This window comes from Corynebacterium sp. HMSC036D02, from assembly GCF_001836165.1.
Lineage (GTDB): Bacteria > Actinomycetota > Actinomycetes > Mycobacteriales > Mycobacteriaceae > Corynebacterium.
Genome location: NZ_KV827693.1, coordinates 117,205 through 130,434, shown reverse-complemented (window position 1 = coordinate 130,434; position 13,230 = coordinate 117,205). Strand labels below are relative to the sequence as shown.

Genomic DNA, 13,230 nt, shown 5'->3' with positions numbered 1-13,230 from the left:
TATTGTGAGGGTAAATGCGGCTATAGTGTGACACGGCTTCCTGTGGAAGCTGCTGTCTGCCGCCCCCGTTTTCAGGAGCTTCCTGCGTGACTAATAGCAACCCCTGGGCCCCGCCAAGCAACGAGGGCCCGGAACGTCCTGCACGCTCGGGAAGCATTGTGATCATCGCCGTCGTCGTACTCCTTGCGATCATTGCTGGTGTCACGTGGCTGTTAATGTCGCGCTCCTCTTCTGAAACCACAGAGCAGGAGGCCCTCTTTACGCAGGTGGCCCCGAGCACCAGCACAACAAATGCTGAGGCCACCACAACAAGCAGTGAAACCCGCACTACCAGCGTTAAGACGAGCACTGCGAAACCCGTGACGTCTAAAGCCACACCTCAGAAGGCAGACAGGTGCGGTACAGCAGCTGAAAAGACCAGGAACGATATTCCCCGCCCGATGACGCTGTTTTGCAATGACGACTGGCTCTACCTCGCCTCAGAAAACAGCTCCTCTTTTTATCTCTATTCCTGGGGCGGCGGAGAATGGGTTTCCTATAAAAACGACGGCCTCGTTGACTCAACGACGATCAAATGCTGGGATTCCAACCGCCTCAGTGCCGACAATGTCCCGAAGCAAATCACGGATGACATCCCCCTCTGCGAGCAGAGCACTGAGGACAGCGCTGAGAGCACACAAGCGCAAGAGACCTGCGATGGCCGCTATATCCTCATCGTGGACTCCCTCCTCGTCCCTTATGGCGAGTCCCCGCAATCCGAAATCAACCGCGTGGAGGCCCACTACGCCGGGGTCAAGATCATGCCGGGAACAGCATGCAGCTCGCTGCGTTCGGAACACGAAGGCAAGCAGGTCTATGCGGCCTACTACGACGCCGGCCACAGCGTGGATGAGGTCTGTAAGCTCAAGGCGCGATACGGTGGCAACGCCCGTTCGCTCAATAACAATGCAGATTTCAGCGATCCCTGCTAACCCCTCGAAAGGACTTTTCGCCTCGTGGCACACTACAACCTCTATAACTCCCTCAACCTTGACCCTTCCGCTGATTCCGCGACCCTGACCTCGGATATCGAGCGCCGCCTCTCCGCGACTGACCCGTCCAACGCCGCGCTTTACGACGAACTCTCCACCGCCCACAGCATCTTCTCCCGCCAGGACCGCCGCGAGCAGTATGACCGAGCTATCGCGGATCCCTTTGGCCCCGAGGTGGACGTCGCCCGCATCCGCGAGATCGCCACGTCTGGCTCCGGTGTGCAGCTCATGCCCCAGCCTTCGACCGCCCAGGCTTCCTCCAACTTCAACGTCGACCTGAGCAACTTCTCCTTCGCCGTGGAGCCCTCCCGCCAGCGTGCCCAGTCGATCCAGTGGTGCATCGTGTGGGGTCTGCTGGCCTTCATGTGGATCATCTCCACCATTCGCGGCCTCGGTGCCCTCGCGGAGGTCGGAAACGCCAGCGGCGTCGAGCTCCTCTACGGCGCTGATGACTACGTCGACGAGGCCTGCTCCGCCGGCGCCTTCTTCTTCATGGTCGCCGGCGGTACTCCGGTCTACCTGATGATTGCGGAGTTCATCTGGTCCCTGCGCAAGACCTTGGGCCGCAAGCAAGCTGAGAAGAACGTTTAAAACGCCGAAACCCGCGGCCATCTAGCCGCGGGTCAGGGGGGGATTAACGCAGGCGCTGGCCCACAAATCCTGCTGCCAACGTGTTGCCGCTGGACTGATCGATGAGCAGGAAGTTGCCCACCGCGCCGCGGGCGGCATAATCCTCCACGGGAAGCTCCGCCTGTGTCTGGACGGTGATGAACGCAATGTCATTGAGGGCTGCTGATTCCGGTGCCTCAACATCCGCCACGCCATCAAGGTCGAGGATGCGCTCCACCGATGCCACGCGCGCCTTGACCAATGCGGCACCATAACGCAGCTTCACCATCTGGCCCGCGCGCAGCTCCTTGTCCGTGAGGACCACCGCGGTGGCGGCGAATTCGCGCACCTCCTCCGGGCGCTGCGAACCGGCGATGAGGTCGCCGCGGGCCAAGTCGATGTCATCGGCCAGCCGCAGGACCACGGAATCCCCGGCGCGCGCCGCCTCATCCGAGCCAAGCGGGCCGTCGGTGGTATCGATCGCGGTAACCGTCGAGGTTCGCCCACCCGGCAGGGTCACCTCATCCCCCACCGCCACGTGCCCGGCCTTCACGCGGCCGGCATAGCCGCGGTAGTCGGAGGCGTGCTCGCGGATGACGTACTGGATCGGGAAACGCAGGTCCAGATCATCGGCGCGGCCGGTGGCCACGGGGACGGTCTCCAGCGTTTCGAGGACCGTCGGGCCCTCGTACCAGTCCATGGTGGCAGAGCGTTCCACCACGTTATCGCCCTTCAACGCCGAGATCGGGATGGCCACCGAATCGGTGATACCCAAACGCGCGGCGACCTCGTTGAACTCCGCCTCAATTGCGCGGAAGGTGGCCTCGTCATAGTCCACCAGGTCGATTTTGTTCACGCCGAGGATCACGTGGCGCACGCCCAAGAGTGCTGCCACGTTGAGGTGGCGGCGGGTTTGTTCGACGACGCCATTGCGGGCGTCGACAAGCAGCACCACCACCTGGGAGGTGGACATGCCGGTGACCGTGTTGCGCGTGTACTGCACGTGGCCCGGGGTATCAGCGAGGATGAAGGTGCGCTTGTCCGTGGCGAAGTAGCGGTAGGCCACGTCGATGGTGATGCCCTGCTCGCGCTCGGCACGGAGGCCGTCGACAAGCAGCGAGAGGTCCATGCCGTCGAAGCCGCGGTCAGCAGAAGAACGCTCCATGGACTCCACCTGGTCCGCCAGCACGGACTTGGTGTCATAGAGCAGGCGGCCCACGAAGGTGGACTTGCCGTCATCGACGGAACCGGCGGTGCACAGGCGCAGGGTATCGCGCTGCTTGAGCGCGCCGACATTCGGTGCGAGGGTAGTCGTCATCAGAAGTAGCCTTCCTTCTTGCGGTCCTCCATGGCGGACTCGGACAGTTTGTCATCGGCGCGGGTGGCACCGCGCTCGGACAGGGTGGAAATGGAGATTTCCGCGAGCACCTCATCGGGCGAGGCGGCGGTGGATTCCACGGCACCGGTGCAGGACATATCCCCCACGGTGCGGTAGCGCACGGTGCGGGTCTCCAGCGGCTCGTCCTCGCGCGGGCCGCCCCACTCGCCAGGGGTCAGCCACATGCCGTTGCGGTTGAACACCTCGCGCTGGTGCGAGTAGTAGATGGAGGGAAGCTGCAGGTTGCGCGCGCCGATGTACTCCCAAATATCGGACTCGGTCCAGTTGGAGATGGGGAAGACGCGGACGTTTTCGCCGGCCATCTTGCCGCCGTTGTAGAGGTCCCACAGCTCCGGGCGCTGGCGGCGCGGGTCCCAGCCGCCGAAGGAATCGCGGATGGAGAAGATGCGCTCCTTGGCGCGGGCGCGTTCCTCGTCGCGGCGGGCACCACCCAGGACGGCGTCGTAGCCGCGCTCGGCGATTGTCTCCACCAGCGGCACGGACTGCAGCGGGTTACGGGTGCCATCGGGGCGCTCCTGGAGGTCACCGCGATCGATCCAGTCCTGGACGTGGGCGACGTGCAGGCGCGCGCCGGTCTCCGCGACGAGCTGATCGCGGAAGTCGATGACCTCCGGGAAGTTGTGGCCGGTATCGACGTGGATGAGCTCGAAAGGCACGGTGGCCGGCGCAAAGGCGCGGCGGGCGAGCTCGAAGACGACGACGGAGTCCTTGCCGCCGGAAAAGAGCAGGCCTACCTTGTCGAATTGCCCGGCGACTTCGCGCAGGATGTGGAGGGATTCGTTCTCTAAGTCTTTAAGGTGTGGTGAAAGAGTCATTATTCGTGCAACCCGCATTCTGTCTTGCCGTCAGCGAAAACGCGCCCGGAGCGCGCGTCCTCGCCCTCGCCTACCGGGAAGGTCAACGGCGCGCAGCCGATGGAGCGGTAGCCCTGGAGGGTGAGGGGATGGATGATGAGGTCGTGTTCCTTGATATAAGCGTCAGTGTCATCGAGGTCCCAGGTAATAATCGGGGAAATCTTCAGCCGGCCCGTGCTGTCCAGGCTCAGCGCCGGCGCGGTGGCGCGGTGCTCGGAATCGGCGCGGCGCAGGCCGGTAACCCACCCAACATAGGGGTCCATGGCCATGTTGAGCGGCTCCACCTTGCGCATGCGGTTATAGGCCGCAACGTCGCGCGCATACAGGCGCGGGCCGTAAATCTTGTCCTGCTCCTCGGGGCTCAGCAGCGGGCGCACGGTCACCAGCGGCAGGTCCGCATAGCGCTTGGCGACGTCCCCCGCCACCCCCAACGTCTCCGGAAAGTGCCAGCCGGTATCGATAAAGAGTAGGTCGGCGTCTAAGTGGGCGCGGTGCGCGAGCTCGGCCAGCACGGTGTTTTCCATGGACATCGTGACGGCGAGGCGGCCGGGCGCGTGCTCGGCGGCCCATTCGGTGATGGTCTCGGCAGAGGCGTCATAAAGCTTGTCGGCCCACTCGTCGACGAGTTCCTGGTTGCGCTGGGCCACGGCAGGCTCGAGCGGCGCGGTGTCGCGGGTGCCTTCGGGGCTAATGCTGGGGTCGCGGTAGTCGCTGCGGTCCAGCAGGTTAATCGGTTCGGTCATGACACCTCACATTAAAGGGAGGCGGGCGTGTGCGCAGCCCCACAGTGGGGTGCGAGGGCTGTGAGCTTGGGTAGTAGGGAGAATAAAAATTAGCCAGAATGAACCGAGCGGACTAGATTTACAGACTAGACAGTCTATCTCTACCGAACTGAAGAGGTTCTCATGCAGCGTGTCGCAATTGTCGGGGACAGCCCCGCCGCGCTCTCCACCGCCGAACGGCTCATCAGGGCCGGGCTGTGCGTGGACCTCTACTGCGAGCGCCCCGCGCCCTTCGGTTTGCTGCGCCGCTTCGCCGGGCTCTCCGGCGCGGAATCCGCTGCCGCCCCCTGCCCGAAGGGGACAACGCCGCGCCTGCGGCTCATCGGCAACGTCCGCGTGGGCTATGGCCCGGACGCGGACATCAACCACTCGGATCTCAACCAGCTCTCCGCCTCCGGCGACCGCCACCTTGTTCTTTTGGAACTCATGGCCCGCGGCGTGGCCATCACCACGTGGGAGGGCCTGTGCGGCCCCACCGACGACGTTGAGGACTGGGCCGCCGTCACGGCCCGCGCGCAGCGCGCACCGGTCTGCTTCTAACGCGCGCGAGCTAAACGCGCGAGCTCAACGCTCGCGCAGGGAAATGGGGAAGCCTGCTGCCAGTCCTTGCACCACCGCACTCGCTAGACGCGCAAGCTAGACGCTCGCGCAGGGAAACGGATAGACTTGCGCGGTCATTGACCTTTGGCCTTCCAGGCCGCTCACACGAAACGTTGGTCTATGGAACTCCTACGTATCCTCATATCCCGCTCGAAGCCGTATACCGGCTACGTCATCGCGGTGCTGCTTCTCCAAGCACTGTCCACCGCAGCAACGCTTTACCTCCCTTCGCTCAACGCGAAGATCATCGACAAGGGCGTTGCCCAAGTAGACATCGACTACATCTGGCACACCGGCGGCATCATGCTCATCGTGGCCTTCATCCAGGTCAGCGCCGCCATCGCCGCTATCTGGTTTGGATCCCGCACCGCCATGGGCCTCGGCCGCGACCTGCGCTCCGAAGTCTTCCGCCGCGTCACCCGCTACTCCGCCGAAGACATGAGCAACTTCGGCACCGCCACCCTCATCACCCGCGGCACCAACGATGTCCAACAGATCCAGATGGTCTACATGATGATGCTCAACTTCATGGTTGCCGCACCGATCATGTCCATCGGCGGCATCATCATGGCCATTCGCGAAGACGCCGGCATGTCCTGGCTCGTCGCGGTGTCCGTCATCGTGCTGCTCGCTGCCATTTCCGTCATCATCGTCCGCCTCATGCCGCTCTTCCGCGCCTGGCAGGGCAAGCTCGACGTCATGAACGGCACCCTGCGCGAGCAAATCGCCGGCATCCGCGTCGTCCGCGCCTTCACCCGCGAGGAACACGAGTCCGAGCGCTTCCGCACCGCCAACCGTGACATCACCAACCTCTCCCTGAAGGTCGGCCAGCTGTTCATCCTCATGTTCCCCATCATCACCGTCATCCTGAACGTAGCCACGGGCGCGGTCCTGTGGTTCGGCGGCCACCGCGTCGACGATGGCCTCGTGGAAGTCGGCTCCCTGACCGCCTTCCTGCAGTACCTGCTGCAGATCCTCGCGGCCGTCATGATGGGCACCTTCATGGCCATGATGCTGCCCCGCGCCGTCATTTGCGCGCGCCGCATCACCGACGTCCTCGAGCACGATCCCTCCATCGTCGAGCCCGCTACCCCGCTCACCCCGGAGCGCTCCGAGGGCGTGGTCGAGTTCGACAACGTCACCTTCCAGTACGCCGGCGCGGAAGCGCCCGTGCTTCACGACGTCTCCTTCACCGCCACCCCCGGCACCACAACCGCTCTCATCGGCGCGACCGGTTCCGGCAAAACCACCGCGCTGTCCCTCATCCCGCGCCTCTACCTCCCAACGAAGGGCCGCGTGCTTCTCGACGGCACCGATATCGCCGATATGGCACGAGGGGACGTCGTCAAGCGAGTGGGCCTCGTGCCGCAGAAACCGTACCTGTTTAGCGGTTCCGTGGCCTCCAACCTGCGCCTGGGTGCGCCGGAGGCCAGCGATGAGGAATTGTGGGCGGCGCTGCGCGTGGCGCAAGCTGACTTCGTTGAGGACCTCGACATGCACATCTCCCAGGGCGGCACCAACGTCTCCGGTGGCCAGCGCCAGCGTCTGTCCATCGCGCGCATGCTGGTGGCGCGACCGCTGGTGTACCTCTTTGATGATTCCTTCTCCGCGCTCGATGTCCTCACGGATGCCGCGGTACGCGACGCCATGCGGGAATACACCGCGGAGGCGACGACCATCATCGTGGCGCAGCGCGTGAGCTCGATTGTGGACGCGGATCAGATCCTGGTCATGGACGCCGGGCGCGTCGTGGCCCGCGGCACGCACGAGGAGTTGCTCGAGTCCTCCGAGACGTACCGCGAGATTGTGGAATCCCAGAAGACCTCGGAGGTGGCCTAAATGACTGAGCAGGATAACGCTACTTTGAATGAGGACACCACCGCCGAGCTCGAGGAGAAGACCGGCGAGAACGCCCCGCGCAAAGCCAAGAACTTCTGGCCCTCCGCCAAGCGTCTTTTTGGTCTGCTCGCGCCGTTCAAGGCGCAGCTCTGGGCAATTGCCGCGATGAATATCATCTGCGTGTTCCTCGCTGTCGCCGCGCCGAAGGTCATGGGCATGGCCACCGACGTTATTTTTGCCGGCGTCATTTCCCGCCACCTGCCCGCCGGTATGACCAAGGAGCAGGCCATCGCCGCTCTGCGCGCGGGCGGGCAGGACAAGTTCGCGGACATGGCCTCCGCCATGGACTTGAACCCCGGCTTCGGCATTGATTTTTCCAAGCTGGGCACGATCATCGGCATCGTGATTGCGATGTATCTCGTGTCTTCGCTCTTCCAGTGGTGGCAGGGCTACCTTCTGAACTCGCTGGTGATGAAGGTCGTCTTCGATCTGCGTGAACGCATCGAGGCGAAGATCAATCGGCTGCCGCTGAACTACTTCGATACGCAGTCGCGCGGCGACCTTCTGTCGCGCACCACCAACGATGCCGACAACGTCCAAACAGCCCTGCAGCAGGCCATTTCGCAGCTGTTTTATAACCTGCTCATGGTCGTCGGCATCACGGTCATGATGTTCACCGTGTCCTGGCAGCTGGCCCTCGTGGCATTGCTGGCGCTGCCGCTGACCGGTGTGGTCATCGGGGTCGTCGGCTCGCGCGCGCAAAAGCAGTTCAAGGCGCAGTGGAAGGCCACCGGTGACCTCAACGGGCAGGTCGAGGAAGCCTTCTCCGGCCACGACCTGGCCACCGTCTTCGGGCGCATCGACTCCATGACGGAGGATTTTGATAAGCGCAACGAGGAGCTGTTCCGCTCCGCCTCGCTGGCGCAGTTCCTGGCGGGCATGATGATGCCGATCATGCAGTTCATCTCCTACCTGTCCTACGTGGTCATCGCGGTGCTCGGCGCGCTCAAGGTGGCCTCCGGCAACCTCACGCTGGGTGGTGCCCAGGCCTTCATCCAGTACTCCCGCGAATTCAACCAGCCGCTGGGCCAGCTCGGCGGAATGATGCAGCAGGTGCAATCAGGCGTGGCGTCGGCCGAGCGCGTCTTCGAGTTCCTCGACGCCGAGGAAGAGCCGGCCGAAGAGCCCACCTCCCGCTTGGGTGGGCGCGCGAAAGGGCTCGTGGAGTTCGACGACGTCAACTTCTCTTATGACCCCGACAAGCCGCTCATCCAGGACCTCAACCTGCGCGTGGAGCCGGGCCAAACCGCGGCCATCGTCGGCCCCACGGGCGCTGGCAAGACCACGCTGGTCAACCTCATCATGCGTTTCTACGACATCGATTCCGGCACCATCCGCCTCGACGGCGTGGACACCGCGCAGATCTCGCGCCACGAGCTGCGCTCCCAGGTAGGTATGGTGCTGCAGGACGCCGTCGTCTTTGAGGGCACCATCATGGACAACATCCGCTACGGCCGCCTCGATGCCACCGACGAGGAGGTCATCGCCGCCGCGAAGGCCACCTACGTGGACCGCTTCGTCCATTCCCTCCCCGACGGCTATGACACCAAGATTGACCAGGATGGCGGCGCGATTTCCGCTGGCGAGCGCCAGCTCATCACCATCGCGCGCGCTTTCCTGGCGCAGCCGGCGCTGCTCATCCTCGATGAGGCCACCTCTTCCGTGGATACCCGCACCGAGGTGCTCGTTCAGCAGGCCATGAATGCGCTGCGCGCGGACCGCACGTCCTTCATCATCGCGCACCGCCTGTCCACAATTCGCGACGCCGACCTCATCATCGTCATGGAAGAAGGCCGCATCGTCGAACAAGGCACCCACGCCGAGCTTCTCGACGCCCACGGCGCCTACTGGCGCCTCCACCAGTCCCAGTTCCGCGAGGACTAGCTGAATCCTGACTCACTGATTTCGGGGCTAAGGATTTAAGGTAGGAGGCACGCACAGCAGCAATTAAAGGAGCGCGCATGTTCGGCTGGGTTGCCATCGCCGCATCGATCCCGGTGTGGCTGTACTTCATCTACCGCCTGACGGCACTGTTTCGGTTTATCCGTTCCGGCGGTCCCACGCAGCTGAACCGCACCGACCGCCCCATGGCGCGCCTCGGCCGCGTGCTCATCGAAGTCTTCGGCCATACCCACTTCAAGGGCCGGCCGCTGGTCAATGCCGCGCACTGGCTCGTCATGGTGGGCTTCCTCTTCGGCGCCATCGTCTGGTTCGAGGCCTATATCCAAACCTTCGCGCCCGATAAAGGCTGGCCGTGGCTGGGCGACTGGCCGGTCTACCACTTCATCGAAGAGGTCCTCGCGATCGGCACCGTGCTGGGCATCTGCTTCCTCATTGGCGTGCGCCTGAAACTCGGCCACACCGAGCGCGGCAGCCGCTTCTACAACTCGCAAGTCTTCCCCGCACGCCTGGTGGAGGCCATCGTTCTCCTCGAGGGCCTAGGCATGCTCGCCGTCAAGGCCTCCGCCATCGCCACCTATGGCGGAGGCTCACCGTGGGCTGATTTCTTGACCATGCGTGTGGCGGGGATTATGCAGGCGTCGCCAAGCATGGTGCAGTTCTTTGCCCTAGTGAAGCTGCTGACGGGCCTGGTGTTCATCGCCTGCATCGCGCGCTATTTCCAGTGGGGCGTGATGTGGCACCGTTTCATGGCCTTCTTCAACATCTTCTTCCAGCGCAACGCCACGGGTGAAAAGGCGCTGGGCTCAGTGCCCACACCCGACCTGGAGGACCTCGAACCGGGGAGCTGGAAGATGCTTCTCGACGCCTCCTCCTGCACCGAATGCGGCCGCTGCCAGGACCTGTGCCCCGCATGGAACACCGACAAACCGCTGAGCCCGAAGAAGCTCATGATGGACCTGCGCCAGAGCGCGCTGGATAATTACAACCCGCACGAGGGGCTCAACGTGTTGGCGATGGCGGGCACGATTGATGATGACGTCCTGTGGGCCTGTACCAACTGCGGTGCGTGTGTGGACCAGTGCCCGGTGGATATCGAGCACATCGACCACGTGGCGGACCTGCGCCGCTTCAAGGTTCTGGCGGAGTCCGACTTCCCGTCAGAGCTGACCGGGCTGTTTAAGAACATGGAGACGAAGGGCAACCCGTGGGGCCGCAACGCTTCGGAGCGGCGCACGTGGATTGATGAGGCGCGCGCCGATGGCATTGAGGTGCCGATTGTCGGCGAGGACGCGGAAAATTTTTCGGACCTGGAGTACCTGTTCTGGGTCGGCTGCGCGGGTGCCTACGACGACAAGGGCCGCGCCACGACGCGCGCGGTGGTGGACATGCTCCACACTGCGGGCGTGAAGTTCGGTGTGCTGGCCACGGGCGAGACCTGTACCGGTGACCCGGCGCGGCGTGCCGGCAACGAGTTCCTGTTCCAGGTGATGGCGGAGCAGAATGTTGCCACGCTTAACGACGCCTTTGCCGGCGTCCCCAAAGGCCAGCGCAAAATCATCACGACGTGCCCGCACTGCTTCAATACGATTCGCAACGAGTACCCGGACTTCGACGGCCACTTCGACGTGCTGCATCACACGCAGCTGCTCAATCGTTTGGTGCGGGAGAAGCTGCTCGTGCCGGTGCCGCGTTCCCCGGAGAACCGCCGCCCCGTTACGTATCACGACCCATGCTTCCTGGGCCGCCACAACAAGGTCTTCGACCCGCCGCGTGAGCTCGTCGAGGCGACCGGTGCATCGCTGGCGGAGATGGACCACAACCGAGATGAAGCCTTCTGCTGCGGTGCCGGTGGCGCGCGCATGTTCATGGAGGAAAAGCTGGGCAAGCGCATCAACGAGTTCCGCTCGGAGCAAGCCGTGGCGACGGGCGCGGAGCAGATCGCGACGGGCTGCCCGTTCTGCAATGTCATGCTGACGGGTGGCGTGAAGTCCATTGCGCCGGAGACACAGGTCAGCGATGTGGCGCTCATGCTGCGCGAAGCCATTGCCCCCTCTGGCGACCTTCCCGCCCCGCGCGAGAAGGCCTTCCTCGACACGCCTCGCCGCCTGCCCGTGGAAGATTCCGACGCGCCTTCCCCGGAAGCACCCGCTGCACAATCTGCCCCGACAAGCTCCCCACAGGCCCCCACCGCTGCGCCGTCCGCACCAAGCGCTCCCTCTGCGCCGCAAACACCTGCAGCGCCGACGCCACCTGCCGCCCCCAGCGCTCCTGCAGCACCCACTGCGCCGCAAGCTCCGTCCGCGCCAACCGTGCCTACTGCTCCAACGGTTCCTTCCTCCCCTGTCGCTCCGATTGCACCGGCGGCTCCGTCGGCACCGCAACCTCCAACTGCGCCTAGCGCTCCCGCCGCGCCGTCCGCACCGACACCACCGGCTGCCCCAACGGCTCCATCCGCCCCTAGTGCACCGGCGGCCCCCAGCACATCTCAGGCACCCGCAGCCCCCACCGCTCCCGCAGCTCCGTCTGCACCAAAAGCGCCGAGTGCTCCAGCGGCACCGCAACCTCCAACCGCCTCCAGCACTCCCAAGGCACCGTCCGCGCCAAGCGCACCCCAAGCACCCGCGGCGCCGGTTGCTCCAAACACGCCGAGTGCTCCAGCGGCACCGCAACCTCCAACTGCGCCAAGCGCTCCCGCCGCGCCGTCCGCACCGACGCCACCGGCCGCCCCAACCGCTCCTTCCTCCCCTGGTGCACCGGCGGCCCCCAGCACACCTCAGGCACCCGCGGCGCCGGCGGCGCCAAGTGATCCAGCAGTGCCGAAGGCGCCGGGGGCGTCGGCAAGCAAGGGCGACTAGTGCGACGTCGGCCACACCACCAACGCTCGGGGTAGGCGTGCCTGATGACCCACAGGTACGCTCTACCCCATGCAAACTGACGTAACCTACGTCCTCGCCTCGGGCGAGACCAACTACACCAACTCGCTGGTGTCCTTCGCATGGATTATGGCGGTGGCGCTGTTGGCGCCGTTGGTGTCTCATGCCCTGGGCAAGAAGATGCCGGCCGTGGCGCTGTTGATTTTCTTCGGCATGCTCATCGGCCCATCGATGTTGGGCCTGGCCCATGAAGACCCCGGCATCGGGATGCTCAAGGAACTTGGCGTTGGCGCGCTGTTCCTGCTTGCGGGCTTTGAAATCGACCTCGCCAGCTTGAAGTCGAAAGAAGCCGCGACGGGGCTGTCCACGTGGCTCATCTGCATGGTGGTGTGTGGCGTCGGCGCGTACTTCCTCATGGATGACATTCCCGGCGCCATCGTCATGGCAATTGCTTTGACGTCGACGGCCCTGGGCACCATTACGCCGATGCTCAAGCAGGACAAGCTGCTTGGCACGCGGGTGGGCGATTCCGTGGTCATCCACGGCGCCATCGGTGAGGTCGCGCCGATTACCGCGATGGCGCTCCTTTTGGGAACGCGCTCCACGTGGACAACGATGTTGATTCTTCTCGCCTTCATCGCAATCGCGGTGGCCGTGGCCATCATGCCCTTTGCCATTACGACGCTCATGCCGTGGTTCAAGGACGCCTTCATCTCTGGTGCGGGTTCCACTAATCAGACCATCATGCGCCTCATCATTTTGATTCTGGCGATTCTCATGGCGGTCACGGCGGTCTTTGAGCTCGATATCGTGCTGGGTGCCTTCGCGGCGGGTATCATCCTGAACCGCATCGTGCCCGATGAGTTCCATAAGGGCTTGGAGAACCGCCTCGACGTGGTGTTTTATTCCATGCTCATCCCCGTCTTCTTCGTGGTCTCCGGCATGGCGATTGACTGGAAAGTCATCGTGAACGAACCCCTCAAGGTCCTCGGCATTCCGCTGCTCATCTTGGTCACCCGCGGCCTGCCGGTGTTCCTGCGCGAAAACCTCCACCAAACCGGCTCCGACGTCGAAACCACCCGCGAGCGCATCCAGGTGGCTCTTTACGCGGCGACCGGCCTGCCCATCATCGTGGCGGTGATGACGCTTGCGGTGGGTTCGGGCATCGTCGATACAGAAATGGCCTCGATCTTCATCGCCGGCGGCGCGCTCACCGTCGCAATCTTCCCGTTCCTATCCGGCCTCGTTCGCGAAAAGGAGCAAGCTAAATAGGCTGTTAGG

10 protein-coding genes are annotated in these 13,230 nt (G+C 64.0%); 7 read left to right on the top strand and 3 right to left on the bottom strand.

Annotated elements, in window-relative coordinates:
- Nucleotides 1–86 precede the first annotated feature (86 nt).
- A complete protein-coding gene (locus HMPREF2743_RS12650; RefSeq protein ID WP_101736102.1) occupies nt 87–971 on the top strand; it encodes a flagellar basal body-associated FliL family protein in 885 nt (294 codons plus the stop codon).
- A 24-nt stretch (nt 972–995) separates the two neighbouring features.
- Nucleotides 996–1,622 carry a hypothetical protein gene (locus HMPREF2743_RS09415; protein WP_070818664.1) on the top strand — a complete coding sequence of 209 codons (627 nt, stop codon included), beginning with the start codon at nt 996–998 and terminating at the stop codon, nt 1,620–1,622.
- Nucleotides 1,623–1,665: 43 nt separating this feature from the next.
- On the opposite strand, the gene HMPREF2743_RS09410 is transcribed toward HMPREF2743_RS09415, so the two are convergent.
- The 3 genes from HMPREF2743_RS09410 to HMPREF2743_RS09400 are packed head-to-tail and all read right to left on the bottom strand — an operon-like array spanning nt 1,666 to nt 4,636.
- Nucleotides 1,666–2,958, bottom strand: coding sequence for a sulfate adenylyltransferase subunit 1 (locus tag HMPREF2743_RS09410; RefSeq protein WP_070818663.1), 1,293 nt, complete (start codon nt 2,956–2,958; stop codon nt 1,666–1,668).
- Nucleotides 2,958–3,854: a sulfate adenylyltransferase subunit CysD gene (cysD, locus tag HMPREF2743_RS09405; protein WP_010188641.1), complete on the bottom strand. Its 897-nt coding sequence runs from the start codon at nt 3,852–3,854 to the stop codon at nt 2,958–2,960. The genes HMPREF2743_RS09410 and cysD overlap by 1 nt, the downstream gene beginning before the upstream one ends.
- Entirely contained in the window at nt 3,854–4,636 is a 783-nt protein-coding gene (locus tag HMPREF2743_RS09400) for a phosphoadenylyl-sulfate reductase (protein ID WP_070818662.1), read from the bottom strand. The genes cysD and HMPREF2743_RS09400 overlap by 1 nt, the downstream gene beginning before the upstream one ends.
- Before the next feature lie 162 nt (nt 4,637–4,798).
- Here HMPREF2743_RS09400 and HMPREF2743_RS09395 point away from each other — a divergent pair, with 162 nt between their 5' ends.
- The 5 genes from HMPREF2743_RS09395 to HMPREF2743_RS09375 all read left to right on the top strand — a co-directional run bounded on the left by HMPREF2743_RS09395 (nt 4,799) and on the right by HMPREF2743_RS09375 (nt 13,221).
- Nucleotides 4,799–5,215, top strand: coding sequence for a methylenetetrahydrofolate--tRNA-(uracil-5-)-methyltransferase (locus tag HMPREF2743_RS09395; RefSeq protein WP_070818661.1), 417 nt, complete (start codon nt 4,799–4,801; stop codon nt 5,213–5,215).
- Nucleotides 5,216–5,395: 180 nt separating this feature from the next.
- Nucleotides 5,396–7,114, top strand: a complete 1,719-nt coding sequence (locus HMPREF2743_RS09390; protein ID WP_070818660.1) for an ABC transporter ATP-binding protein — start codon at nt 5,396–5,398, stop codon at nt 7,112–7,114.
- Nucleotides 7,115–9,058: an ABC transporter ATP-binding protein gene (locus tag HMPREF2743_RS09385; RefSeq protein WP_070818659.1), complete on the top strand. Its 1,944-nt coding sequence runs from the start codon at nt 7,115–7,117 to the stop codon at nt 9,056–9,058.
- A 77-nt stretch (nt 9,059–9,135) separates the two neighbouring features.
- Nucleotides 9,136–11,931, top strand: a complete 2,796-nt coding sequence (locus HMPREF2743_RS09380) for a (Fe-S)-binding protein (protein WP_070818658.1) — start codon at nt 9,136–9,138, stop codon at nt 11,929–11,931.
- Between the two features lie 69 nt (nt 11,932–12,000).
- Complete coding sequence (locus HMPREF2743_RS09375; protein ID WP_070818657.1) at nt 12,001–13,221, top strand: cation:proton antiporter; 1,221 nt, start codon at nt 12,001–12,003, stop codon at nt 13,219–13,221.
- The last annotated feature ends 9 nt before the right edge of the window (nt 13,222–13,230 follow it).

Bases quoted from the DNA above. Each gene is read 5' to 3' on its own strand.
- HMPREF2743_RS09395 (WP_070818661.1), top strand. From the start codon at position 4,799: ATGCAGCGTGTCGCAATTGTCGGGGACAGCCCCGCCGCGCTCTCCACC.
- HMPREF2743_RS09380 (WP_070818658.1), top strand. From the start codon at position 9,136: ATGTTCGGCTGGGTTGCCATCGCCGCATCGATCCCGGTGTGGCTGTAC.
- cysD (WP_010188641.1), bottom strand. From the start codon at position 3,854: ATGACTCTTTCACCACACCTTAAAGACTTAGAGAACGAATCCCTCCAC.
- HMPREF2743_RS09410 (WP_070818663.1), bottom strand. From the start codon at position 2,958: ATGACGACTACCCTCGCACCGAATGTCGGCGCGCTCAAGCAGCGCGAT.
- HMPREF2743_RS09385 (WP_070818659.1), top strand. From the start codon at position 7,115: ATGACTGAGCAGGATAACGCTACTTTGAATGAGGACACCACCGCCGAG.
- HMPREF2743_RS09390 (WP_070818660.1), top strand. From the start codon at position 5,396: ATGGAACTCCTACGTATCCTCATATCCCGCTCGAAGCCGTATACCGGC.
- HMPREF2743_RS09375 (WP_070818657.1), top strand. From the start codon at position 12,001: ATGCAAACTGACGTAACCTACGTCCTCGCCTCGGGCGAGACCAACTAC.
- HMPREF2743_RS09400 (WP_070818662.1), bottom strand. From the start codon at position 4,636: ATGACCGAACCGATTAACCTGCTGGACCGCAGCGACTACCGCGACCCC.